Source organism: Bradyrhizobium sp. MOS003, assembly GCF_003020125.1.
Taxonomy (GTDB): domain Bacteria; phylum Pseudomonadota; class Alphaproteobacteria; order Rhizobiales; family Xanthobacteraceae; genus Bradyrhizobium.
The window spans coordinates 230733-255561 of record NZ_PYFW01000003.1; the positions used below are offsets into that span (position 1 = coordinate 230733).

The 24829-nt window shown below is 64.1% G+C and carries 24 protein-coding genes; 19 read left to right on the forward strand and 5 right to left on the reverse strand.

Translation table 11 applies throughout. The features are described from left to right. Positions 1–2 precede the first annotated feature (2 nt). The 3 genes from C7G42_RS16010 to C7G42_RS16020 all read left to right on the forward strand — a co-directional run bounded on the left by C7G42_RS16010 (position 3) and on the right by C7G42_RS16020 (position 5138). Positions 3–998 carry an alpha/beta fold hydrolase gene (locus C7G42_RS16010; protein ID WP_106949932.1) on the forward strand — a complete coding sequence of 332 codons (996 nt, stop codon included), beginning with the start codon at positions 3–5 and terminating at the stop codon, positions 996–998. Positions 999–1109: 111 nt separating this feature from the next. Continuing rightward, positions 1110–4346, forward strand: a complete 3237-nt coding sequence (locus C7G42_RS16015; RefSeq protein WP_106949933.1) for a bifunctional cytochrome P450/NADPH--P450 reductase — start codon at positions 1110–1112, stop codon at positions 4344–4346. Between the two features lie 117 nt (positions 4347–4463). Then, positions 4464–5138: a spermidine synthase gene (locus C7G42_RS16020; protein ID WP_106949934.1), complete on the forward strand. Its 675-nt coding sequence runs from the start codon at positions 4464–4466 to the stop codon at positions 5136–5138. Here C7G42_RS16020 and C7G42_RS16025 read toward each other — a convergent pair. After that, complete coding sequence (locus C7G42_RS16025; protein WP_106949935.1) at positions 5135–6049, reverse strand: alpha/beta fold hydrolase; 915 nt, start codon at positions 6047–6049, stop codon at positions 5135–5137. The genes C7G42_RS16020 and C7G42_RS16025 overlap by 4 nt on opposite strands. A 168-nt stretch (positions 6050–6217) precedes the next feature. On the opposite strand from C7G42_RS16025, the gene C7G42_RS16030 reads away from it, so the two are divergent. The 16 genes from C7G42_RS16030 (at position 6218) to C7G42_RS16110 (ending at position 20333) form a co-directional block, all read left to right on the forward strand. Beyond that, positions 6218–6598 carry a hypothetical protein gene (locus tag C7G42_RS16030; RefSeq protein ID WP_106950442.1) on the forward strand — a complete coding sequence of 127 codons (381 nt, stop codon included), beginning with the start codon at positions 6218–6220 and terminating at the stop codon, positions 6596–6598. Beyond that, complete coding sequence (locus C7G42_RS16035; protein WP_106949936.1) at positions 6595–7677, forward strand: PHA/PHB synthase family protein; 1083 nt, start codon at positions 6595–6597, stop codon at positions 7675–7677. Before C7G42_RS16030 ends, C7G42_RS16035 begins: the two co-directional genes overlap by 4 nt. After that, complete coding sequence (locus tag C7G42_RS16040) at positions 7674–8267, forward strand: GNAT family N-acetyltransferase (protein ID WP_199580937.1); 594 nt, start codon at positions 7674–7676, stop codon at positions 8265–8267. The genes C7G42_RS16035 and C7G42_RS16040 overlap by 4 nt, the downstream gene beginning before the upstream one ends. Positions 8268–8456: 189 nt before the next feature. Next, on the forward strand, positions 8457–8912 hold the full coding sequence (locus C7G42_RS16045; RefSeq protein ID WP_106949938.1) for a phasin: 456 nt from the start codon (positions 8457–8459) through the stop codon (positions 8910–8912). Between the two features lie 176 nt (positions 8913–9088). Continuing rightward, positions 9089–10375: a DUF445 domain-containing protein gene (locus C7G42_RS16050; protein WP_106949939.1), complete on the forward strand. Its 1287-nt coding sequence runs from the start codon at positions 9089–9091 to the stop codon at positions 10373–10375. Positions 10376–10562: 187 nt separating this feature from the next. After that, positions 10563–11333 (forward strand): esterase/lipase family protein, encoded by a 771-nt coding sequence (locus tag C7G42_RS16055; protein ID WP_199580938.1) that lies wholly within the window; start codon positions 10563–10565, stop codon positions 11331–11333. Between the two features lie 93 nt (positions 11334–11426). After that, positions 11427–12293, forward strand: a complete 867-nt coding sequence (gene paaX, locus C7G42_RS16060; protein WP_106949941.1) for a phenylacetic acid degradation operon negative regulatory protein PaaX — start codon at positions 11427–11429, stop codon at positions 12291–12293. 75 nt (positions 12294–12368) lie between these two features. Then, entirely contained in the window at positions 12369–13361 is a 993-nt protein-coding gene (gene paaA, locus C7G42_RS16065; RefSeq protein ID WP_106949942.1) for a 1,2-phenylacetyl-CoA epoxidase subunit PaaA, read from the forward strand. Positions 13362–13371: 10 nt separating this feature from the next. Continuing rightward, on the forward strand, positions 13372–13659 hold the full coding sequence (paaB, locus tag C7G42_RS16070; protein ID WP_015687593.1) for a 1,2-phenylacetyl-CoA epoxidase subunit PaaB: 288 nt from the start codon (positions 13372–13374) through the stop codon (positions 13657–13659). Then, positions 13659–14435 carry a 1,2-phenylacetyl-CoA epoxidase subunit PaaC gene (paaC, locus tag C7G42_RS16075; protein ID WP_199580939.1) on the forward strand — a complete coding sequence of 259 codons (777 nt, stop codon included), beginning with the start codon at positions 13659–13661 and terminating at the stop codon, positions 14433–14435. The genes paaB and paaC overlap by 1 nt, the downstream gene beginning before the upstream one ends. Continuing rightward, the gene (paaD, locus tag C7G42_RS16080; RefSeq protein WP_106949944.1) at positions 14429–14932 is read left to right on the forward strand and encodes a 1,2-phenylacetyl-CoA epoxidase subunit PaaD; all 504 of its coding nucleotides are present in this window, start codon (positions 14429–14431) and stop codon (positions 14930–14932) included. Before paaC ends, paaD begins: the two co-directional genes overlap by 7 nt. Positions 14933–15070: 138 nt before the next feature. After that, positions 15071–16153 carry a 1,2-phenylacetyl-CoA epoxidase subunit PaaE gene (gene paaE, locus C7G42_RS16085; protein WP_106949945.1) on the forward strand — a complete coding sequence of 361 codons (1083 nt, stop codon included), beginning with the start codon at positions 15071–15073 and terminating at the stop codon, positions 16151–16153. 101 nt (positions 16154–16254) lie between these two features. Continuing rightward, complete coding sequence (gene paaI / locus C7G42_RS16090) at positions 16255–16704, forward strand: hydroxyphenylacetyl-CoA thioesterase PaaI (RefSeq protein WP_106949946.1); 450 nt, start codon at positions 16255–16257, stop codon at positions 16702–16704. A gap of 38 nt (positions 16705–16742) precedes the next feature. Beyond that, the gene (paaK, locus tag C7G42_RS16095) at positions 16743–18074 is read left to right on the forward strand and encodes a phenylacetate--CoA ligase PaaK (protein ID WP_106949947.1); all 1332 of its coding nucleotides are present in this window, start codon (positions 16743–16745) and stop codon (positions 18072–18074) included. A 64-nt stretch (positions 18075–18138) separates the two neighbouring features. Continuing rightward, positions 18139–19143 (forward strand): quinone oxidoreductase family protein, encoded by a 1005-nt coding sequence (locus C7G42_RS16100; protein ID WP_106949948.1) that lies wholly within the window; start codon positions 18139–18141, stop codon positions 19141–19143. A gap of 113 nt (positions 19144–19256) precedes the next feature. Then, positions 19257–20333 (forward strand): YeeE/YedE family protein, encoded by a 1077-nt coding sequence (locus C7G42_RS16110; protein ID WP_106949950.1) that lies wholly within the window; start codon positions 19257–19259, stop codon positions 20331–20333. 1 nt (position 20334) lies between these two features. Here the strand turns inward: C7G42_RS16110 and C7G42_RS16115 are convergent, their stop codons facing one another. From C7G42_RS16115 to C7G42_RS16130, 4 genes are read right to left on the reverse strand one after another with little or no spacing between them, the layout of a single operon-like run. After that, on the reverse strand, positions 20335–21558 hold the full coding sequence (locus tag C7G42_RS16115) for a bifunctional alpha/beta hydrolase/OsmC family protein (protein WP_106949951.1): 1224 nt from the start codon (positions 21556–21558) through the stop codon (positions 20335–20337). 27 nt (positions 21559–21585) lie between these two features. Continuing rightward, complete coding sequence (locus C7G42_RS16120; protein ID WP_106949952.1) at positions 21586–22245, reverse strand: sulfite oxidase-like oxidoreductase; 660 nt, start codon at positions 22243–22245, stop codon at positions 21586–21588. 3 nt (positions 22246–22248) lie between these two features. Further along, positions 22249–23571: an MFS transporter gene (locus tag C7G42_RS16125; RefSeq protein WP_106949953.1), complete on the reverse strand. Its 1323-nt coding sequence runs from the start codon at positions 23569–23571 to the stop codon at positions 22249–22251. A 28-nt stretch (positions 23572–23599) separates the two neighbouring features. Beyond that, positions 23600–24820, reverse strand: a complete 1221-nt coding sequence (locus C7G42_RS16130; RefSeq protein ID WP_106949954.1) for a cytochrome P450 — start codon at positions 24818–24820, stop codon at positions 23600–23602. Positions 24821–24829 lie beyond the last annotated feature (9 nt).

Consider the following 24829-nt stretch of genomic DNA (forward strand, 5'->3'; position numbering starts at 1 on the left):
CAATGATCGAAATGCCGCCGCTCAAGTTCGCGACGACGAACGGAATCCGCATGGGCTATTACGAGGCAGGCCCGGCCGACGACAAGCCTCCGATCGTGCTGTGTCACGGCTGGCCCGAGCTCGCCTTCTCCTGGCGCCACCAGATCAAGGCGTTGAGCGAGGCCGGCATTCGCGTGATCGCGCCGGACCAGCGCGGCTATGGCGCGACCGACCGGCCCGAGGTGGTCGAGGATTACGACATGGAGCATCTGACCGGCGATCTCGTCGGGTTGCTCGATCATCTCGGGATCGACAAGGCGATCTTCGTCGGCCACGACTGGGGCGGCTTCGTGGTCTGGCAGATGCCGCTGCGGCACCCCTCGCGCGTCGCCGGTGTCGTCGGCGTCAACACCCCGCATTGGGACCGCGCGCCGATCGACCCCATTGCGCTGTTCCGCCAGCGCTTCGGCGACCAGATGTACATCGTGCAGTTCCAGGATCCCGCGCGCGAGCCGGACAGAATCTTCGGCAGCCGCGTCGAGCAGACATTCGACGCCTTCATGCGCAAGCCGATGCCGCGGCCGGCGGCGAAGTCCGACGAGCCGCCGATTGCAGGCGTCGGCGCTTCGTCCAAGACTAATCTTGCCTTCCCGCAGATGATCGCGGCCTATGACGCCAAGGTCGATCCGCGCACGCCGATCCTGTCGGCCGATGAGAAGAAGGTGTTCGTCGACACGTTCACGAAGACCGGCTTCACCGGCGGCATCAACTGGTATCGAAACTTCACACGCAACTGGGAGCGGTCGAAGGGACTGGATCATCACATCCATGTGCCGTCGTTGATGATCATGGCGGAGAACGATGCCGTGCTGCCGCCCTCGGCGGCCGACGGCATGGAGAAGCTGATCGGCGATCTCGAGAAGTATCTGGTGAAGGACAGCGGCCATTGGACGCAGCAGGAGAAGCCGGAAGAGGTCAGCGCCAAGCTGATCGAATGGCGTAGAAGGCGGTTTGGCTAATCGTCATTGCGAGGAGCGAAGCGACGAAGCAATCCAGACTGCCTCCGCGGAAATTTTGGATTGCTTCGCTTCGCTCGCAATGACGACATTGAGGCAGGGGACTACATTTCGATGTCATCCAAGAACCGTCTGGACCCGATCCCGCATCCGCCGACCAAGCCGGTGGTTGGCAACATGTTGTCGCTGGATTCGGCTGCCCCCGTGCAGCATTTGACGCGGCTCGCCAAGGAGCTCGGTCCGATCTTCTGGCTCGACATGATGGGCTCGCCGATCGTCGTCGTCTCCGGACACGATCTGGTCGACGAGCTCTCCGACGAGAAGCGCTTCGACAAGACGGTGCGCGGCGCGCTGCGGCGGGTGCGCGCGGTCGGCGGCGACGGCCTGTTCACGGCCGATACCCGCGAGCCGAACTGGAGCAAGGCGCACAACATCCTGCTGCAGCCGTTCGGCAACCGCGCCATGCAGTCTTATCATCCGAGCATGGTCGATATCGCCGAGCAGCTCGTCCAGAAATGGGAGCGGCTCAACGCCGACGACGAGATCGACGTCGTCCATGACATGACGGCGCTGACGCTGGATACGATCGGCCTGTGCGGCTTCGATTACCGCTTCAACTCCTTCTACCGGAGCGACTATCACCCCTACGTCGAGTCGCTGGTGCGCTCGCTCGAAACCATCATGATGACGCGCGGTCTGCCGTTCGAGCAGATCTGGATGCAGAAGCGGCGCAAGACCCTCGTCGAGGACGTTGCCTTCATGAACAAGATGGTCGACGAGATCATCGCCGAGCGCCGCAAGAGCGTAGATGCGATCGACGACAAGAAGGACATGCTGGCGGCGATGATGACCGGCGTCGACCGCTCGACCGGCGAGCAGCTCGACGACGTCAACATCCGCTACCAGATCAACACCTTCCTGATCGCGGGCCACGAGACCACCAGTGGGCTATTGTCCTACACGCTCTATGCGCTGCTCAAGCATCCGGAGATCCTCAAAAAGGCCTATGACGAGGTCGATCGTGTCTTCGGCCCCGATGTCAACGCCAAGCCGACCTACCAGCAGGTGACGCAGCTCACCTACATCACGCAGATTCTGAAGGAGGCGCTGCGGCTCTGGCCGCCGGCGCCGGCCTACGGCATCTCGCCGCTGAACGACGAGACGCTCGGTGGCGGCAAGTACAAGCTCCGGAAGGGGACTTTCACCACCATCCTGGTGACGGCGCTGCATCGGGATCCCAGCGTCTGGGGGCCCAATCCGGATGCGTTCGATCCCGAGAATTTCAGCCGCGAGGCGGAAGCCAAGCGGCCGGTCAATGCCTGGAAGCCGTTCGGCAACGGCCAGCGCGCCTGCATCGGCCGTGGCTTTGCCATGCACGAGGCGGCACTGGCGCTTGGCATGATCCTGCAGCGCTTCAAGCTGATCGACCATCAGCGCTACCAGATGCATTTGAAGGAAACTCTGACGATGAAGCCGGAAGGCTTCAAGATCAAGGTCCGTCCGCGCGCCGATCGCGAGCGCGGAGCTTATGGCGGGCCGATTGCGGCATCCAGCTCAGCGCCGAAGGCGCCGCGCCAGCCGACGGCGCGGCCCGGCCACGACACGCCGATGCTGGTGCTGTACGGCTCCAATCTCGGCACGGCGGAAGAACTTGCGACGCGCATGGCCGATCTCGCCGAGATCAACGGCTTTGCCGTGCATCTCGGGCCGCTCGACGATTACGTCGGCAAGTTGCCGCGGGAGGGCGGCGTGCTGATCATTTGCGCCTCCTACAACGGCGCGCCGCCCGACAACGCGACGCAGTTCGTCAAATGGCTCGGCAGCGACTTGCCGAAGGACGCCTTTGCCGGCGTGCGCTACGCCGTGTTCGGCTGCGGCAACAGCGACTGGGCTGCGACCTATCAATCGGTGCCGCGCCTCATCGACGAGCAATTGTCGGCGCATGGCGCGCGCGCGGTCTACCCGCGCGGCGAGGGCGACGCGCGCAGCGATCTCGACGGCCAGTTCCAGAAATGGTTCCCGGCGGCCGCGCAGGTCGCGACCAAGGAATTCGGCATCGACTGGAATTTCACCCGTACCGCCGAGGATGACCCGCTCTATGCGATCGAGCCGGTGGCGGCGACCGCTGTCAACACCATCGTGGCCCAGGGCGCTGCCGTCACAATGAAGGTGCTCGCCAACGACGAACTCCAGAACAAGGCTGGGCCCAATCCGTCGGAGCGCTCGACGCGCCATATCGAGGTGCAGCTGCCGTCCAACGTCAGCTACCGAGTCGGCGATCACCTCAGCGTCGTCCCCCGCAACGATCCGACGCTGGTCGACTCGGTCGCCCGCCGCTTCGGGTTCCTGCCGGCCGACCAGATCAGGCTGCAGGTTGCCGAGGGCCGCCGGGCACAGCTGCCGGTGGGGGATGCCGTGTCAGTCGGCCGCCTGCTCAGCGAGTTCGTCGAACTGCAGCAAGTCGCGACGCGTAAGCAGATCCAGATCATGGCGGAGCACACCCGCTGTCCCGTCACCAAGCCGAAGCTGCTGGCCTTCGTCGGCGAGGAGGTTGAGCCGCTCGAGCGTTACCGCAACGAAATCCTGGCTAGGCGCAAATCGGTGTTCGACCTGCTGCTCGAACATCCCGCCTGCGAACTGCCGTTCCATGTCTATCTGGAAATGCTCTCGCTGCTGGCGCCGCGCTATTACTCGATCTCGTCCTCGCCGTCGGTCGATCCAGCGCGTTGCAGCATCACGGTCGGCGTGGTCGAAGGTCCGGCCGCCTCGGGGCGCGGCACCTACAAAGGCATCTGCTCGAGCTATCTCGCCAACCGGCGCGCCGGCGATGCGATCTTTGCCACCGTACGCGAGACCAAGGCCGGCTTCCGTCTGCCCGACGATTCGTCTGTGCCCATCATCATGATCGGCCCGGGCACCGGACTTGCGCCGTTCCGCGGCTTCCTCCAGGAGCGCGCTGCGCGCAAGGCGAAGGGCGCCACCCTCGGTCCCGCGATTCTGTTCTTCGGTTGCCGCCATCCCGACCAGGATTTTCTCTATGCGGACGAACTGAAGGCGCTGGCGGCGGGGGGCATCACCGAGCTGTTCACGGCTTTCTCGCGCGCGGACGGTCCGAAGACCTATGTGCAGCACGTGCTTGCCGCGCAGAAGGACAAGGTCTGGCCGCTGATCGAGCAAGGCGCAATCGTCTATGTCTGCGGCGACGGCGGCAGGATGGAGCCTGACGTGAAGGCGGCACTGGTCGCGATCCATCGCGAGAAGAGCGGCGGCGATGCGGCAGCCAGTGCGCGCTGGATCGAGGAGATGGGCACGACGAACCGCTATGTGCTCGACGTCTGGGCGGGCGGATAGGCGAAGATGTCTCTTAGCCCGGATGAGCAAGGCGACTTCCGGGATCTCGTGGCACGAGCGGTCCCGGAGTTCGCTTCGCTCACCCGGGCTACGAAGTATTCATGCTAAACGTCTTCCATGATTCCCTGGAAAAAAATCGACACCGCCAGAATCCCCGGCTCCGACGAAGAGCTTCGCTTGATGCAGCGGGGCAAGGAGTTCTCCATCAAGCTCGGCACCAACGAGCTGATGAACAACCGCCTGTCAGGCTCGGAGGCTGCACTCGCAACGCTCGCGGCGAAGCAGATCGAGAAAGTCGCAAAGCCCGTCGTCCTGATCGGCGGCCTCGGCATGGGCTTTACGCTGCGTGCGGCGCTGACCGTGCTCGGGCCCAAGGCGAAGATCGTGGTTTCTGAGCTCGTGCCCGCGGTGGTCGCCTGGGCGCGAGGCCCGATGGCGGCGGTCTTCGGCGATAGCCTCGATGATGCCAGGGTCAGCATCCGCGAGATCGATGTCGGCGAAGTCATCCGTGCCAAGAGCTCGGCCTTCGACGCCATTCTCCTCGACGTCGACAACGGGCCGGAGGGGCTGACCCGGAAGGGCAATGATGCGCTCTACAGCGCGAGCGGGCTGGGCGCGGCGAAGATGGCGCTGCGGCCGGGCGGGGTGCTCGCCGTCTGGTCGTCGGGACCCAATCCTGCCTTCACCAAGCGCCTTGGCCGCGTCGGCTTCAACGTCAATGAAGTCGCCGTCCGCGCCACCGGCAGGGGTGGCGGCGCGCGTCACGTGATCTGGATCGCAAAAAAAGCTTAAGCCGCCTGCGCCGCCGCACCATGCGCGTGCTTGTCGATGGCGCCGATGATCTCCGGCCAGAAGCGCATCGGCAGGGCGTGGCCCATGCCGTCGATCATCAGCAGTTTTGCGTTCGGAATTGACGCCGCCGTGTCCTTGCCGCCCTCCGGCCGCACCAGCGGATCGACGGTGCCGTGAATGACGAGTGTCGGCGTCTGCACGGCGTGCAGCCGCTCCTTGCGGCTGCCGGAGGCGAGCACGGCGCGGAGCTGGCGGCCGACGCCGGCCGGATTGAGCCCGCGCGCGAACACGCGCTCGGCGCGTTCAGGGTCGAGCGCTTCCTCTTCCGGAAAATATCCGGCGCGCAACACTTTCCAGGTCTGGCCGTAGCGGACGATGAACTCCTCCTTGCTGCGCGGTGGCGGCGCCATCAGCATTGCGGCGGCCTCGCGCGTCGGCGGCGGCACGCGCGGATTGCCCGTGGTCGACATGATCGATGTCAGTGAGCGCACACGGTGCGGAAACGACAACGTGACCTCCTGCGCGATCATGCCGCCCATGGACGCCCCGACCAGATGCGCCGACCTGATGCCGAGCGCATCCATCAGCCCGACCGTATCTTTCGCCATGTCGATCAGCTTGTAAGTTGCGGCGACGGGAATCCTGAGGAAGCGCAGCTTCAGCAGCTCGAGCGGAGTCAACCGCTTGCCGCCCGTCAGATGGCTCGACTTGCCGATGTCGCGATTGTCGAAACGGATCACGCGGAAGCCGCGCGCGGCAACCTGCTCGCAGAACGCATCGTCCCAATGGATCATCTGCGCCCCGAGCCCCATGATCAGCAGCAGCGGTTCCGCATTGTCGTTCCCGAAAATCTCGTAGCAGATGTCGATGCCGTTGGCGCGGACAGTCTGAGGCGGCTGATGGGCGTTCACGGGCGCTTTCCCTTGGCTTTTGCTCGATTGTGTATCGCACGGTTTCCGGTCGCGAAGAAGCCGTGTGCGCGATAGCGAGCCGCCGCTTGCCGGTTGACCGGCACCGCGCAACGGTGTGGTATGGCGAAAAACAGGGGCATCGAAGCTCTCGACATCTGGAGGAAGCCGATGACCGACAAGACCAACGACCCGGTCGCCATGTGGCAGAAGATGATGGGCGAGATGGAAAAGGGGTTCAACTCCTTTGCCAACCAGACCATGTCCTCGCCCGAGTTTTCGCAAGTCGTGAACCGGGCCGGCGGCGTTGCTGCAGGTGCTCAGAAGCAGCTCGGCGAGCTCATGGAGAAGTATCTGGTCACGATGAACTTGCCGAGCCGGGAGCAGGTCACGGGTCTTGCGGAACGGCTGCAGTCGGTCGAAGCCCAGATCGGCGAGATCAAGTCCATGCTCAGCCGGATGGCGGCGGGTTCCGGGAGCCCGCAAGGCGTGGACGCGGTCCCGCGGCCGCCACGCACCAGGCGTCCGCCCTCCGATGGAGACCAGACGTGAACGCGCCGACGGGACTCGATTTCGCATCCATCCCGGAGCGCATCCAGAGCGAGGTTCAGCGCGCGATCCAGCGCAGCATCAAGGGCGTTGAATATTTCTCGACCTCGGGCCCGTCGCTGGGTTCGACGCCGAAGGATGTGCTGCATTCACGCGGCACCATGAGTCTCTATCACTATCGGCCGATGTCGGACGAGATCTATCGCGTGCCGGTGCTGATCGTGATGGCCACCACCAACCGCGGCTACATCCTCGACCTCGTGCCCGGCCAAAGCTTCATCGAGTTCCTGCTCAAGCGCGGCTACGACGTCTATATGCTCGACTGGAGCGCGCCACGGCCGGAGGAGAAGAGCCTGCGGATGGAGGACTACGTCCTCGACTTCATCCCGGATTGCGTTCGCCGGGTGCAAGCCGATTCCGGCGAGCAGGACGTCTCCGTGATCGGCTATTGCTTCGGCGGCGTGCTGTCGCTGCTCTATGGCGCGATCCACAAGGACGGGCCGATGAAGAATCTGATCTGCTTCACCACGCCGATCGACTTCCGCGAGATGAAGCTGTTCTCGAATTTCTCCGACCGTCGCTATTTTGACGTCGACCGCCTCGTCGACAGTGTCGGCAACGTGCCGCCGGAGATGATCCTGTCCTCGTTCGAGATGCTGCGTCCGGCCTCGCGCACCGTCAGCCAACTTCAGCTCTGGGAGAACATCTGGAACGACGAGTTCGTCAAGTCCTACCGCATGTTCGACCGTTGGGCGACCGACACGCTGCCGCTGGCCGGCGAGTATTTTCGCACCATCACCAAAGACCTGATGTGGGACAACAAGCTGTTCAACGACACCATGTCGGTCGGCGGCCGCGCCGCCAAGCTTCAAGATATCAAGGTGCCGTTCCTGCACGCGGTCGCCGAGCACGATCACATCGTGCCGTATGAGGCCGCCAAGCACCTGATCGCGAAGATTGGATCTGCGGACAAGGAGGAGGTGATGCTGAAGGGCGGTCACGTCTCGCTCGTCGCTGGCGCCAACGCCGTGAAGCGGCTGTGGCCGAAACTAGACTCCTGGCTGGGAAAGAGATCGACATGAGCGAGCAGCGTTCCTATCCGCGTCACGTCAAGACCGACGCCGGCGATATCGAGATTCGCCTGATGTCGCCCGCGGACGAAGCCGCGGTGCTCGCCTTCGGCAAAGGACTGCCGACCCACGATTTGTTGTTTCTTCCGCGCAATATCAGCGAGCCGAAGGTGCTGTCGGCCTGGGTCAAGGAGATCGAGCGGGGCGCGATCACGAGCCTGCTTGCGGTCAGAGACGGTAAGGTCGTCGGCTGCGGCACGCTGGTGCGCGATCCGCACTCGTGGTCGCCCCATGTCGGCGAGATCCGCATGGTGGTTTCGCTCGACGTTCGCGGGAAGGGGGTGGGGCGGGCGCTATCGCAGGAGACCTTCGCGCTCGCGCTCGGCGCAGGCCTGGAGAAACTCTCGGTCCAGATGACGGTCGACCAGCAGGCCGCGATCGCCGTTTTCCAGAGCCTCGGTTTCAAGGCGGAAGCATTGCTGCGGGACCACGTCCGGGACGTCGACGGCAAGACCCACGACATTGTCGTGCTCGGCCACAACATTGCGCAGGTCCAGGCCCAGATGGAGGCCTACGGGCTGCCTGGCGCCGTCCAGCACTAGGTTCGGACCGACTAGGCGATCAGCGAGGCGCCATGTTGCCTCCGATTAAGGCTGTTCACGGAATCGTGATACTGCGATGCAATACAAATGTTGCATCGCACCATTAACTATGCCATATAGGAAGTGCCCCGGGCCGACACGGACGGGGTGAGCCCATAGCTCAAAGCAAATGAGGATGGAGAGAACCCCATGACCACTGAAACCAACACCGCTTTCGAGGGCTTCAAGGACGCTTTCAAGAACATCCAGAACCTGGAAGTTCCGGAGGCTGCCCGCGAGTTCGTCAAGAAGTCCGCTAACACTGCCAAGGATCGTGCTGCCGAGGTGTTCGCTGGCTCAGAGCGCGTGACCGCCGCCGTCGAGAACGTTGTGACCGAATCCGTCACCGAGGCCGGCAAGATCAGCCGCAACATCCAGCAGGCGCTCTATGACGACGCCCAGGCGTTCTTCGCCGGCATCGACAAGCTTGCGTCCGCCAAGTCGTTCAGCGAGGCCGTCGAGATCCAGTCGAGCCTGCTCCGCTCCCGCGGTGAAGTGTTCGTCTCGCGCGCCAAGGCGACCGCCGACTATGTCGGCCAGCTCGCGGCCAACAGTGCCAAGTCCGCTCAGGACAATTTTGCCAAGGTCTACACCAAGACCGCCTGATAAGGCACTCGAGCAGAAACTGAATTTGAGGCCCGCTTCGGCGGGCCTTTTGTTTTTGCGCCGCCGCAGCCGTCATTGCGAGGAGCCCTTTGCGACGAAGCAATCCAGAGTCTCTCCGTGGAAAGACTCTGGATTGCTTCGCTTCGCTCGCAATGACGGAGTACTGTGATGCAGTCATGAACTCATCTGCCACCTACTCCTTCGACACCCCCGGCGATGCCGAACGCGCCGCCGAACTGCGCCGCGTCAAGGCGCTGGCGACGCTGGTGCTGGCTTCGACGCTTGCCCTGTTCGTCGTCGCGAAGTTGCTGCTTCCCGTGCATCCCCTGTTCGGCTTCATCGCCGCCTTCGCGGAAGCGGCGACCATCGGCGGCCTCGCCGACTGGTATGCCGTGGTCGCGCTGTTCAAGCGGCCGCTCGGCCTGCCAATCCCGCATACCGCGATCATCCAGAGCAACCAGGCCCGCATCGCCGACAAACTCGGCGAATTCATCCAGGTGCATTTCCTCTCGGCAGATCCCGTCGAGGCCAAGCTGAAGGAGATCGATTTCGGCTCCTTCGTCGCCGACTGGCTGCGCGATCGCAAGCGTAGCGATGATCTGGCGCGCTTCGCGCTCCGTTTGTTGCCGGAAGCCGTTTCGGCGACCGAGAGCTCGGGCCTGATGACCTTCATCATTCGCCGCATGTCTTCGCAACTGCAGGCGATCGACTTGGCACCGCTTGCGGCCGGCACGCTGCGCGGCTTCGTGGCGGAAGGGCGCCACCAGATTCTGTTCGACGATCTCCTGCGGGTGATGCACGAGACGCTGAACCAGACAGAGACGATGGGGATGATCCGCGAGAAGGTGCGCGCGGAATTGCCGACACTGCTCAGGCTTTATCGCGCAGACAAGTTTCTGGTGAACAAGATCGTGGCGTCCGCCACCGCTTTCTTCAACGAGGTGCGCAGCGATCCCAAGCATCCGTTCCGCGGCGAGTTCGACCGCATGGTGCTGAGCTTCGTCGACCGGCTCGGCACCGACCAGGCCTATATCGACCGGATCGACGGGCTGAAGCGCGATCTGCTGGCGCGGCCGGAGCTCGCCGATCTCGCTCGCACCGTTTGGGCCAACACGCGCTCTTTCATCGAGCGCAGCGCGAGCGGCGAGACGCAGGTGCTTCAGCATCATCTCGCCGGAATGTTCGTAGCTGCCGGTGAAGCCCTCGCCGGGGATGCCGAGCTGCGCGGCGAGATCAACAAGGGGCTGGTCACGGTGCTGCGCAGCTTCGTCGCCGATCAGAAGAGCGGCGTTTCGATATTCATCTCCGACCAGGTCAAGGCGTGGGACATGGCGCAGTTGATTTCGCTGATCGAAATTAACATCGGGCGTGACCTGCAATACATCCGCTTCAACGGCTCGCTGATCGGCGGCCTTGCCGGGCTCGCGCTCTACTCCGTAGAATTCCTGCTTCGATTGCTGTGACTTTTGCGTCACGGCCGTTAGCATTAACGTGGGGGCCTATTGTCGCCCTGCGACTCTCCCGCTTGAATGTAGGGAACCTGCCGCCTGCTGATTCATGTTGCGCTGCGGAACGATCCAGAAGCCGGCGTGTTGGAAGTTCATCCCCATTTTTGCCGGCTCTCGACCGGCCCTGCTCAGGGAAACAGTGATGACCGCTACTGCCCAGACGCTGCGTGCGCCGTCCAAAACTCTGATGTTTCTGGAAGGGCGTGCGATCCACGAGTTCGGCGCGTTCCTCGGCGCACTGCCGCTGCTGAGTCTAGCGCCGCGTGGCGACGGGCATCCGGTGCTCGTGCTGCCGGGCCTCGTGGCCTCGGACGCCTCCACGGGCGCGCTACGCACGTTCCTGGGCAGCAAAGGCTACGCGGTGAGCGGCTGGCGCCAGGGCCGCAATTACGGCCTGCGTGACGGTGTGCAGCACGCGATGATCGATCTGGTCCAGGAGCTCAACGACACCCATGGCCGCAAGATCAGCCTGGTCGGCTGGAGCCTCGGTGGCCTTTATGCACGTCAGCTCGCCAAGATGATGCCCGAGCGCGTGCGTCAGGTGATCACGCTCGGCAGTCCTTTTGCCGGCAATCCCCGTTCGACTAATGCCTGGCGCGTCTATGAATGGGCGAGCGGGCAGAAGTCCGACGAGGTCGATCCCGAGTTCGGCGGCGAGCTCGCCGCTCCGCCGCCCGTACCCACCACGGCCATCTTCAGCCGCACCGACGGCGTCTGCGCCTGGCAGGGCTGCATGGAGAAGACGGGCGCGCAGACCGAGAGCATCGAGGTCGAGAGCAGCCATTGCGGCATGGGGCACCATCCGGCCGTGGTCTATGCGGTCGCCGACCGCCTTGCGCAGAAGGAAGGCCAGTGGCGCCCCTTCGACCGCAGCGGCTGGCGCAGCCTGGCGTATCCCGATCCGCATCGGTAGCCGCTTCGCCTTTCCTCGCCTGCAAACGGAGAGAAGAGGCGTCGTCGCATCCGTCCATTGTCGCAGCCGCACCAAACGCGCTATGCCTCGCGAATGGCGCATCCGCTCTCCCGCATCATCGATCAGCTCAAGCGCGAGCCGTCACGCACCGGCTCCATCGTGATCACCGTGTTCGGCGACGCCATCGTGCCGCGCGGCGGTTCGGTGTGGCTCGGTACGCTGCTGGAATTCTTCGAGAGTCTGGACATCGATGCCGGCGTGGTGCGCACCGCGATGTCGCGCCTTGCCGCCGACGGCTGGCTCACCCGTGAAAAGGTCGGCCGCAACAGCTTCTATTGCCTGGCCGACAAGGGGCGCCAGACGTTTGAGGCTGCGACGCGCCACATCTACGATCCGCCACCATCCGATTGGACCGGGCGCTTCGAGCTGCTGCTGATCGGCAACGGGGAGGATCGCGACGCTTCACGCGAAGCGCTCCGCAATGCCGGCTTCGGCAGTCCGCTGCCGGGCGTGTGGGTCGCGCCGTCGGGCGTGCCGGTGCCGGATGAAGCCGCAGGCGCGATCCGCCTCGAGGTCTCGGCTGAAGACGACAGCGGCCGTCGTCTGCTCAGTGCGAGCTGGCCGCTGGATCGCACCGGGGATGCCTATCTGAAATTCATGAAGACGTTCGAGCCGCTGCGTGCCGCCCTTGCGCGTGGAACGGAGCTGTCCGAGGCCGAGGCCTTCACCGCACGCATCCTCTTGATCCACCACTACCGCCGCGTCGTGCTGCGCGATCCGCTGTTGCCCGAAAGCCTGCTCCCAACGAACTGGCCGGGCAGGGCGGCAAGGGAGCTGTGCGGCGAAGTCTATCGCGCGCTGCTTTCTTCCTCCGAACAATGGCTTGATGGACATGGAACCAACGAGACGGGGCCATTGCCACCTGCGCGAAAGCTCCTGGAAAGGAGGTTCGGCGGCTGATTTTCATGTTACAGAAATATCTTGCATGACTAAATTCTTGTTATATATTGTCTCCCAATAAAAGGGAGGACGCGCATGTATACCCAGGCGCTGAATACGGCCGAGACCGATGATCGCGGTCTTGAGGACGCGGCAAAGGCTGCGCAATTCCAGGCCCGGATCGATGCCGAGGAACGCATCGAGCCGAACGACTGGATGCCGGCGGCCTATCGCAAGACGCTCACCCGCCAGATCTCCCAGCACGCCCATTCCGAGATCGTCGGCATGCTGCCGGAGGGCAATTGGATCACTCGTGCGCCGACCCTGCGCCGCAAGGCCGCGCTTCTCGCCAAGGTGCAGGACGAGTGCGGCCACGGGCTCTATCTCTACGCCGCCGCCGAGACGCTCGGCACCTCGCGCGAAGAGCTGGTCGATGCCATGCTCGCGGGCAAAGCCAAGTATTCCTCGATCTTCAACTATCCGACGCTGACCTGGGCCGACATCGGCACCATCGGGTGGCTGGTCGACGGTGCCGCGATCATGAACCAGATCCCGCTGTGCCGCTGCTCCTACGGCCCCTATGCCCGCGCGATGATCCGGGTATGCAAGGAGGAATCGTTCCACCAGCGTCAGGGCTACGAGATCATGCTGACGCTGTGCCGCGGCTCGGACGAGCAGAAGGCGATGGCGCAGGATTCGCTGAACCGATGGTGGTGGCCGGTGCTGATGATGTTCGGCCCGCCCGATGCCACAAGCCAGCACAGCGACACCTCGACGAAGTGGAAGATCAAACGCTTTTCAAACGACGAGCTGCGCCAGAAGTTCGTCGATGCCACGGTGCCGCAAGCGCAATATCTCGGCCTCACCATTCCCGATCCCGGGATGACTCAGGACGCCGACGGGCACTGTCGCTACAGCGAGATCGACTGGACCGAATTCAAGCAGGTGCTTGCCGGTAATGGCCCCTGCAATCGCGACCGCATGGCCGCGCGCCGCAAGGCGCACGAGGACGGCGCTTGGGTACGCGAAGCCGCCGCCGCCCATGCGGCGAAGCGCGCGCATCGCCAGACTGCACAAGCAGCGGAATAGGGAGATCGACATGGCCACGCCGAATACGCCGCTGTGGGAAGTCTTCATTCGCAGTCGCAACGGGCTCGCACACAAGCATGTGGGGTCCCTGCATGCCAGTGACGCCACCATGGCCTTGCAGGCCGCCCGCGACATCTACACCCGCCGCGGCGAGGGCCTGTCGATCTGGGTCGTGCCGTCGAGCGCGATCACCGCCAGCGATCCTGCTGAGAAGGGCATGATGTTCGAGCCGGCGGAATCGAAGATCTACCGGCATCCGACCTTTTACGAGGTGCCCGAGGAAGTGGGGCATATGTGATGGCGATGGCCAATATCCAGGTCTCCGAAACGCCGCTGGTGCTCTACGCGCTGCGCCGTGCCGACGATGCGCTGATCCTCGGCCACCGGCTGTCGGAATGGTGCGGGCATGCGCCGATGCTGGAAGAGGACATGGCCCTCTCCAACATCGCACTCGACCTGATCGGCCAGGCGCGCGAGCTCTATACCTATGCGAGCAAGGTCGAGGGGAGGGACAACGACGAGGACAAGCTCGCTTATCTGCGCGACGTCAGGCAATACCGCAACCTGTTGCTGGTCGAGCAGCCGAACGGCGATTTTGCCCAGACGCTGGTGCGGCAGTTCTTCTATTCGGCTTTCGCGGATCTCTACTGGCGCGCGATGATGAATTCGCGCGATACGACGCTTGCGGCCGTTGCCGCCAAGTCGGAGAAGGAGAGCGCCTATCATGTGCGCCACGCTTCGGAGTGGCTCATCCGGCTCGGCGACGGTACCGATGAGAGTCATGCCCGCGCGCAAGCCGCGATCGATCACCTCTGGGCTTTCACCGGCGAGATGTTTGCCGTCGATGACGGCGAGCGCGCGCTGATCCATGCGGGTATCGCGATCGATCCCGGCACCTTGCGTGGTCGCTGGTTGCAGACGCTTTCCGATGTCGCCAGCGAAGCCACGCTGGTCCTGCCGCAGAATGACTGGATGCAGCAAGGTGGCCGCGCGGGCCGGCACAGCGAACATCTTGGCCATCTCCTGTCCGAGCTGCAATCGATGCAGCGCACCTTTCCGGGCCTGACATGGTGAGCGTGCTCGACCGCGACAGTGAGTTGCGCCGGCGCGCCTGGGACGCCGCGGCGAGCGTGGTCGATCCCGAAATTCCGGTGCTGACCATCGCCGACCTCGGCGTGCTGCGCGAGGTCGCGGTCGACGGTGATCATGTCGAGGTCGCGATCACGCCGACCTATTCGGGATGCCCGGCGATGAACATGATCGCGCTGGAGATCGAGGTCGCGCTGGAGCGCGCCGGATTCCGTGGCTCAAAGGTGCGCACTGTGCTGTCGCCGGCCTGGACCACCGACTGGATGAGCGATGAGGGGCGGCAAAAGCTGCGCGCCTACGGCATCGCGCCGCCGCAAGCATCAAGCTCGCGCCGCGCACTGTTCGGCGAGCAGGTCGTCGCCTGCCCGCAATGCGGCTCCGAGAACACCGAGCTGCTGTCCGAATTCGGCTCGACCTCCTGCAAGGCGCTGTGGCGCTGCAAGTCCTGTCGCGAACCCTTTGATTATTTCAAGTGTCATTGAGAAGTGTACGATGCCAACCCCACCGTCATTGCGAGCGCAGCGAAGCAATCCAGCCCGTCTCCGTGAAACCATTCTGGATTGCTTCGTCGCAAGGGCTCCTCGCAATGACGGCGGTGAGACCAATGTAGGGTGCCGATAATGTCCGCAGCCGCACCGCGCTTTCATCGTCTGGCCGTCAACGATCTGCGCCGCGAGGCCTCCGACGCCGTTTCGATGACCTTCGCCATCCCCGGCGAACTCGCCGGCGATTACGCCTTCACGCCCGGGCAATATCTCACGCTTCGCACGATGCTGGACGGTGAAGAGGTTCGCCGCTCTTATTCGATCTGCTCCGGCCCCGACGACGGCGAGATCCGCATCGCGGTGAAGAAGGTCGATGGCGGTGCGTTTTCGAACTGGGCCGCCGATGAACTCAAATGCGGCGACGAACTCGACGTAATGACGCCGACCGGCCGCTTCGGCGTGGTCGCGCCGGCCGATACGGGGCGGATCCATGTCGGCTTTGCCGCAGGCTCCGGCATCACGCCGATCTTGTCGATCGTCAAGGGCACGCTGGCGCGGGAGCCGGGCAGCCGTTTCTTCCTGTTCTACGGCAACCGAACCACCGACAACATCATGTTCCTCGAAGCGCTCGAAGAGCTGAAGGATCGCTTCATCGATCGCCTCTCGATCTTCCATGTCATCTCGGGCGAGGAGCAGGACATCCCGATCCTGCACGGCCGGCTCGACGGCGACAAGGTGAGGGTGCTGCTGCGCTCGCTGGTGCCGGCGGGCAGCGTCGATCATGTCTATGTTTGCGGCCCCCGCGGCATGAGTGAGGATATCGAGTTGACCTGCCGCGAGCTCGGCATCGCGGAAGACCGCATCCACGTCGAGCGCTTCGTCTCTGAATTCGGCGGCAAGCCGCGGCCGAAGAAGGAGGTTGCGCCCGACGCGCCGCCGAAGGCGATCGCCTCGCTGATCATCGACGGCAAGCGTCGCGACGTTCCGGTGGCCGAGGACGAAGCGATCCTCGATGCCGCGTTGCGCGCCGGCGTCGATCTGCCCTTCGCCTGCAAGGGGGGCATGTGCTCGACCTGCCGCGCCAAGCTGGTCGAAGGACAAGCGCCGATGGACATCAACTATTCGCTGGAGCCGTGGGAGCTGAAGGCCGGGTTCGTCCTGACCTGCCAGGCCAAGCCGTCGTCGGAGCGGGTCGTCGTCGACTATGATCATGTTTGAGCAGGCGTATCAGATCCCGCCGATGCAAATGCGTCGCATTATTTGACAGTTTCGGCCAACCAGCAGAACATCATGGGCCAACATCTCGCCGGGAGAAGCGCGTGAACGTCAAAGCGGCCCTGTCGCCTGAGGATATTGCCCGCACCTGCGCTAAGGCGATGTGGGCGGAGGACGATGCCTCCAAGGGGCTCGGCATGGAGATCGTCGAGATTGGCCCCGGCTTCGCAACGCTCGCGATGAACGTGCGGCCGGATATGGTCAACGGCCAGCGCATCGCCCATGGCGGCTTCATCTTCACGCTGGCCGATTCCGCCTTCGCCTTTGCCTGCAACTCGCACAACGATCGCGTTGTTGCCGCGCAGGGCCAGATCACCTTCGTCAAGCCGGGCAAGCTCGGCGACCGCCTTGTTGCGAAGGCACGCGAGGTCACGCGCGGCGGCCGCTCCGGCATCTATGACGTGCGTGTTACCGCGGGCGAGACCGTCATCGCAGAATTCCGCGGGCACTCGCGTGTCATTCCCGGCACGTGGCTGCCGACGCAAGACAAATAGATAATCAAAAAAAAACAAATCAATGGTGGGAAACGAAGATGGCTTTGACGAGGCTCAAGGAAGGCGGTAGCGCCTATAGCGCCGAGATGGACGCGCATGAGCGCGCCTCGCGCGACGAGATCATGGTGCTGCAGAAGCAGCGGCTGGCCTGGTCGCTGAAGCACGCCTATGACAACGTCGCGCATTATCGCAAGGCCTTCGACGAGGCCGGCGTGCATCCGTCAGATTTTCGCGAGCTCTCCGATCTCGCGAAATTCCCGTTCACGGTCAAAACGGATTTGCGCGATAATTATCCCTTCAACATGTTCGCCGTGCCGCGCGAAAAGCTGGTGCGCGTGCATGCGTCCTCCGGCACGACCGGCAAGCCGATCGTTGTGGGCTACACGCAACGTGATATCGAGACCTGGTCGGACGTGATGGCGCGCTCGATCCGCGCCGCCGGCGGCCGCACCGGCATGATCATTCACAACGCCTATGGCTATGGTCTTTTCACTGGCGGACTTGGCGTGCATTACGGCGCCGAAAAACTCGGCTGCACGGTGGTGCCGATCTCGGGCGGCATGACCGAGCGGCAGGTGCAGCTCATCAACGACTTCAGGCCCGATATCATCACGGTGACGCCGAGCTACATGCTGGCGATCCTCGACGAGTTCAAGCGGCAGAAGCTCGACCCGCGCCAGTGTTCGCTCAAGGTCGGCGTCTTCGGCGCCGAGCCCTGGACCAATGCGATGCGCGGAGAGATCGAGGACGCCTTCGACATGGACGCGACCGACATCTACGGTCTCTCCGAGGTGATCGGCCCCGGCGTCGCGCAGGAATGCATCGAGACCAAGGACGGCCTGCACATCTGGGAGGACCATTTCTACCCCGAGGTGATCGATCCTGAAACGGGTGCGGTGCTGCCCGACGGCGAGAAGGGCGAGCTGGTCTTCACCTCGCTCACCAAGGAAGCCTTTCCCGTGATCCGCTATCGCACCCGCGACCTGACGCGGCTGCTGCCCGGCACCGCGCGGCCGGGCATGCGTCGCATGGAGAAGGTGACCGGGCGCTCCGACGACATGATCATCCTGCGCGGTGTGAACCTGTTTCCGACCCAGATCGAGGAGGTGCTGCTCGCGACCGACTGGTGCGGCGGGCACTTCATCCTGGAATTGACCCGTGAAGGCCGTATGGACGAGCTCACCATCATCGCCGAAGCGAGATCCGAAAGCTGGGATGGCCGCGGTCTGCTCGATCATGCCGACCGGATCTCGACCCACATCAAGAACACCATCGGCATCAGCTCCAGGGTGCAGGTGGTTGCTCCCGCCACGCTGGAACGCTCGCTCGGCAAGGCCAAACGCCTCTACGACAAGCGGCCCAAGGACTGATTCGACCGATTGACTTGACCGGCCCCAAAGGCGACAAGGCCCGCGAGAAATCGCGGGTCTTTTCATGTCGCCAGCCGATACCAAAACCGTCGAAGCGCGCTGTGTGCGCCTCAATGCCAAGGCCGAGAACGCTGCCGCGGTCGCGCCGGTGGTCGAGCGTCATACGCTGACGCGCGGTCCGAACGATGTCCTGATCGAGGTGAAGGCGGCCGCCGTCAATCCCTCCGACGTGAAGGCGGCGACCGGGTTGATGCCCTATGCCGTGTTCCCGCGCACACCGGGCCGCGACTATGCCGGCGTGGTGATCGAGGGGCCGGCTGGCACCGTCGGCCGCGAGATGTTCGGCTCCTCCGGCGACCTCGGCATCCGCCGTGACGGCACCCATGCAACCCATCTTGTCGTCGAAGCCGACGCGGTGGTGGAGAAGCCGAAGACATTGTCGTGGGAGGAGGCCGCCGGCATCGGCGTGCCCTTCGTCACCGCGATGGAAGGCTTTCGTCGCGCCGGCGTACCGAAGTACGGTGAGACCGTCCTGGTATTCGGCGTCAACGGCAAGGTGGGCCAGGCCGCGGTGCAGATCGCGACCTGGCAAGGCGCGCGCGTCATCGGCGTGGTGCGCAAGGCGGAAGCTTACGATGGCCACACCAATGCCCCCGTCGAGGTGATCGACGCGTCCGCGATCGACGTCGCCACGCGCGCGCGCGAATTGACCGGTGGCAAGGGCGCCGACATCGTCTTCAACACGGTCGGCGATCCCTATTTCCAGGCCGCGCACAAATCGCTCGCCTTGCGCGGCCGTCAGATCCTGATCGCCGCGATTGACCGCATCGTGCAGTTCAACATCCTCGAATTCTACCGCGGCCAGCACACTTACGTCGGCATCGATACGCTGGGTTTATCCTCGGCCGCGACGGGCGCGGTGCTGCGAGAGCTTGGACCCGGTTTTGCGAGCGGCCATCTGAAACCGTTTCCGATCAACGCGAGCGCGATCTATCCGCTGGAGCGCGCCAAGGAGGCGTATATCGCCGTCGCCGGCTCCTCGCGCGACAGGGTGATCCTGCGGCCATGAAGCTCGTCATTGCGAGCGCAGCGAAGCAATCCAGAGTCTTTCCGCGGCGGCAGCCTGGATTGCTTCGCTGCGCTCGCAATGACGGAGTGCGGCGAGAGGTCTGAGAACAACTCATGGAATCCACCCAACTCGTCATCCTCGCGGGTCTCGCCATCGGCCTCGTCTACGGCGCTGTCGGCCTGCTCAGCGGCTTTTGCCTGATGAGCAGCATGCGCGGCTGGCTCGCGGAGGGAGACGGGCGGCTGGTGCGGACCTATGCGCTGGCGATCGCGGTTGCGATCGCCGCCAGCCAGTTCCTTGCGGGAAACGGCATGGCCGATCTCGGCAAGTCGATCTACCTGCAGCAGAGCTTCTCGGTGCCGGTACTGTTCCTCGGCGGCCTGCTGTTCGGTTACGGCATGGTGCTGTCGAACGGCTGCGGCTCGCGTGCGCTGGTGCTGCTTGGCCGCGGCAACCTCCGCTCCTTCGTCGTCGTGACCGTGCTCGCCATCGCCGCGCAGATGACGCTCAAGGGGCTGATCGCACCGGCGCGCATCGCGCTGGTTCAGGCCTCGCAAACCACCGTCAGCGTCAATTCGCTGCCGTCGCTGCTGGCGAGGCTTGGCCCAACTGAAGCTCTGTCGCGCACGCTGGCTGCCGCCGTGCTCGTCCTCGTGCTAATCCTGTTTGCCTTCGCGCATCCGATGTTCCGGCGCTCGCCGGGCCAGATCGCGGCAGGCGTTATTGTCGGCCTGCTCGTCGCCGCCGGCTGGTTCGTCACCGGCTATCTCGGTGCCGACGATTTCAATCCGGTGCCGGTCACCTCGCTCACCTTCATCGCGCCGATTGCCGACAGCTTGCAATACGCCATGCTCTCGACCGGCCTGACGCTCAATTTCGGCATTGCGACGGTCGCCGGCGTGTTCGCGGGCAGCCTGATCACCGCACTCGCGACGGGCCGCTTCAAGCTTGAAGGCTATTCCTCGCCGCGCCACATGCTGCGCTCGAGCAGCGGTGCCGCGCTGATGGGCATCGGTGGCGTGATGGCGTTCGGCTGCTCGATCGGGCAGGGGCTCACGGGCGTGTCGACCCTGGCGCTGGGCTCGTTCGTCGCGCTCGCCGGCATCCTGCTCGGCACGACCGCAGGTTTGCGTGGCGTGCTGCGGGTTCAGCCGCTCAAGCCAGCCGGGGCTGGCTCGCCGGCCGCTTGAGCTAATCCACGGCCTTCGTCACGATGCGGATCTCCGACGTCAATGTCCGGTGCACCGGGCACTTGTCGGCGATCTCCATTAGCTTCTTGCGCTGCTCGGCATCCAGAGCGCCGTCGAATGCGATGTCGCGCTCGATCTGGTCGAGCATGCCTTCCCGCGTCTCGCACTCCTCGCAATCCTTGGCATAGATTTTCGAGTGCTTCAGCGTGACCGTGACCCGATCGAGCGACAGCGACTTGCGGTCGGCATAGAGCCGCATCGTCATGGAGGTGCAGGCCCCTAAGCCGGCGAGCAGGAAATCGTAGGGCCCGGGGCCGGCGTCTGCACCGCCGGCTGACACCGGCTCGTCCGCCACGAGGCGATGCGGCCCGACGGTGATGATCTGGTTGAATTTGCTCTTGCGAGTCTCCTGCACCACGACCCTCCGCGGCTCGTCCGGGAGTTCCATCGTCTTCGACCGCTGCGCCGTGTCGATATAGCGGCTGGCCCAGGCCGCGATCATGTCGGCGGCATAGAGCGCGTCGGCGGGCTTGGCGAGCAAATGATCGGCATGGTCGAGCGAGACGAAGCTCTTGGGGTGCTTTGCCGCAACGAAGATCTTGGTCGCATTGTCGATCCCGACGGTGTCATCGACGGGCGAATGCATCACCAGCAGCGCCTTGTGCAGCCCTGTGATGTCCTTCATCAGTTCGTGCTCGGCCACGTCGTCGAGGAATTCCCGCTTGATCCGGAATGGGCGTCCTGCAAGCGAGACCTCGACCTCGCCTTGTGCGCGGATGTTGTCGAGATGCTCCCTAAAGAGGCCCGTCACGTGCGCTGGATCGGATGGGGCCGCGATGGTCACGACAGCCATGGCCTCGGGAATTCTTCCGGCGGCTGCGAGGATCGCGGCGCCGCCGAGGCTGTGGCCGATCAGGAGCGATGGCGCCTTGCGGGCATCGCGCAGATGGTCGGCTGCGCGCACGAGATCGGCCACGTTGGACGAGAACGTCGAATTGGCGAAATCGCCTTCGCTCGAGCCGAGCCCGGTGAAGTCGAAGCGCAGCACCGCGATGCCCCTGGCGGCCAGCGCGACCGAGATGCGCTTGGCGGCGAGCGTATCCTTGCCGCAGGTGAAGCAGTGCGCAAACAGCGCGTAGGCCGCGGGCTCGCCGTCCGGCAACTCCAGCGCGGCAGCAAGCTGATGGCCGCCTTCGCCCGTGAATTGAAAGCGTTCCGTCGGCATGGGCTTCCCCTCGTTCCTGCTTGAATTCTAATCGTCGGAATAGCGCTGCTCGGCCCAGGGATCGCCGCGGTTATGATAGCCACGGACTTCCCAGAAGCCGGGCGCGTCCCCGGTCAGGAATTCGATGGCCTGGAGCCATTTCGCGCTCTTCCAGAAATACAGATGCGGCACGACCAGCCGCACCGGGCCACCATGCTCCGCCGTCAGCGGCTGGCCGGACCAACTATGGGCGAGCAGCGCATCCTCGGCGGCAAAGTCTTCCAGCGCGAGGTTGGTGGTGTAGCCGTCATGGGAATGCAGCGTCACGAAGCGTGCATCCTCGCGCGGCTGGCAGGCCGCGAGCAGCTCGCGCGTGGCGAGCCCTTCCCACTCATTGTCGTAGCGCGACCAAGTGGTGACGCAATGGATGTCGGAGGTAAACTGCGCCTGCTTCTGCGCAATGAATTCGGCGAATGTCCAGAACACGGGACTTTCGACCGCGCCGTAAACGTCGAGCCGCCAGCGGTCGCGCGACACCGGCGGCACCACCCCGAGATCGAGCACCGGCCAGTCCTTGGTGAGGTGCTGGCCGGGCGGCAATCTCTGGTCCTCCGGCCGCGTGATCTTCCCGGTGAGAAAGCGGCCCTCGCGCGCCCATTTCTCCTTGGTGCGCGTCAGCTTGCTGTCGGATGGCGTCTCGTCAGACATGGTCTACTCGTGCCGATGCATTGCCGAAGTATGCTTGGTGTCGCGCATGGTAGCATAGATCACCAGGGACAGGCAGATGATGCCGCTGAGGTAGAAATAGAACCATTCCTCGTGCCCGATACTCTTGAAATAGAGCGCGATCGCCGGCGCCGTGCCGCCGAAGACCGACACGGTGATGGCATAGGGCAGGCCGACGCCAAGCGCGCGGACATTGGTCGGGAACAGCTCGGCCTTCACCACCGCGTTGATCGAGGTGTACCCGGCGACGAACAGCCAGGCACAGCAGATCAGGACGAACGCGACAAAGGGTGACTTGGTCTCCTTCAGCGTCATCAACAGCGGCACGGTCGCCAGCGTGCCGGCGACGCCGAAGAAGATCAGCAGCGGCTTGCGCCCGATCTTGTCGGAGATCGCGCCGTAGATCGGCTGGAGGATGGTCGCGAAAATCAACGTGCCGAAGATCACGAAGGTGGTCTGGTCCTCCGTCAGCCCGACCGAAAGCTTGACGAAGGTCTGCATGTAGGTGGTGAAGGTGTAGAAAGCCGCGGTGCCGCCGGCGGTGAGGCCGACGACCAGCAACAGCTCGCGCGGATAACGCAGTAAGTTGGTGATCGAACCGGTCGGCTTTACTACCTTCCTGGCTTCCTCGAACGCCTCCGTCTCGTGCAGGCCGCGCCGCATCACCGCGGCAAAGATCGCGAGCGCCGCGCCGATTGCAAAGGGGATGCGCCAGCCCCAGGCCCTCAGCTCCTCGGGCGTCAGGAATACCTTCTGCAGGAGCAGCAGCACGATGATTGCGGTGAGCTGGCCACCGATCAGGGTGACGTATTGAAAGCTCGAATAGAAGCCGCGGTGCTTGGGGTCGGCGACCTCGCTGAGATAGGTGGCGCTGGCGCCATATTCGCCGCCGAGACTCAGGCCCTCGATGACCCGGGCAAGCGCGAGGATGACCGGCGCGGCGAACCCGATCGTCGCATAGGTCGGCGTTAGCGCGATGATCAGCGAGCCGAAACACATGAAGACGACCGACAGCGTCAGCGAGATCCGCCGTCCGTAATGATCGGCGATATAGCCGAACAGCCAGCCGCCCAGCGGGCGCATCAGGAAGGTCGCCGCGAATACGACGGCGACGTTCAATTGCTGCACGACGGGATCGTTGCCGGGGAAGAACGCGGGAGCGAAATAGAGCGCAAACGCCGTGTAGGCGTAGAAATCGTACCACTCGACGAGATTGCCGATGGAGCCGATGAAGATCGCTTTGATCCGCCGCTTGGCGTCGGCGATGTCGATATGGTCGGAGGCCGGGTGGGTTGCTTGGTCAGTCACGTCCGGCCTCTCCGTTGTCTGGAGAGGCCTACATCGCCTTTCCGAGCAGGAATGGCAACTGGCGGGGGCCGCGCACCGTTCCCTGTGACCAGGCCACGGTGCCTGCCGGATCGAGCCGGAAGTCCGGGATGCGTTTGAGCCACTCCTCCAGCGCTACCTGCATTTCCATGCGCGCCAAATTGGAACCGACGCAGCGGTGAATACCAAGGCCGAAGGCGGCGTGCCGGTTTTCGCGACGGTCGATCACGACTTTGTCAGCATCCGGAAACATCGCGGGGTCGCGATTTGCGGCCGGGAAGGACAGCAGCACCATGTTGCCCGCCTTGACCGGGCAGCCGGAGATCGTGGTCTCCTTGACGACCTCGCGCGCCATCGTCACCGGGGAATAGGCGCGCAGCAGCTCCTCCACGGCGGTCGGGATCAGCCCGGGTTCGGCGATCAGTCGCTCGCGGTCGCCCGGCGTCTTCGCAAGGTGCCAAAGCGAGGAGCCGATCGCGCTCCAGGTGGTGTCGATGCCGGCGATCAAGAGCAGGCGCAGCGAGCCCAGGACGTGGGACTCTTCCAGCGGCTGGCCTTCCTTGTCCCGGGCATTCATCAGATAGGAGATCAGATCATCGGTCGGCTTCGATCTTCGCTCCTCGATATGCGTTCTGAAATAGGCGCTCATCTCCTGCACGGCCTGGAGCAGCTTGCTCTCGTCCTTGATGCCGAGCTCCAGGATCATGTGGATCCAGTTGATGAAGAGATCGCTGTCGCTCTCGGGGATGCCGAGCATGTGGGCGATGGCCCGAACCGGGATATACTTGGCGTAGCGCCCGGCGGCGTCGACCTTGCCGTCGGCGATGAAGCCGTCGATCAGCTCGTTGCAGATCGCGCGCATGCGCGGTTCCAGCTTCTTCATCGCGTCCGGCGTGAAGGGAGGCAGCAGCAGCTGCTTGGCCGGCTTGTGCACGGGCGGATCCGAAGTGATCGGCGGCGCGGCGTTCCTCGCGACCTCGGGGCGGACGTCGCGCACGATGATGCGGCGCGAGGAAAAATGCTCGGTGTCGTTGGCGATCTCACGCACCGCTTCATAGGTCGTCGGCATGTAGCAGCCGAGGAAACGCTCGGTGTGCACGATCGGGCTCGCGGCGCGCAGTTCCTCCCAGATCGGGAAGGGATCCTCCGTCCATCGCGGATCGGTATGATCGAAATCATGGACCCAGTCGGTGACGGGCGGATGGGGGGCGGGCGGACTGACGTCGGACATGGCAGGAAT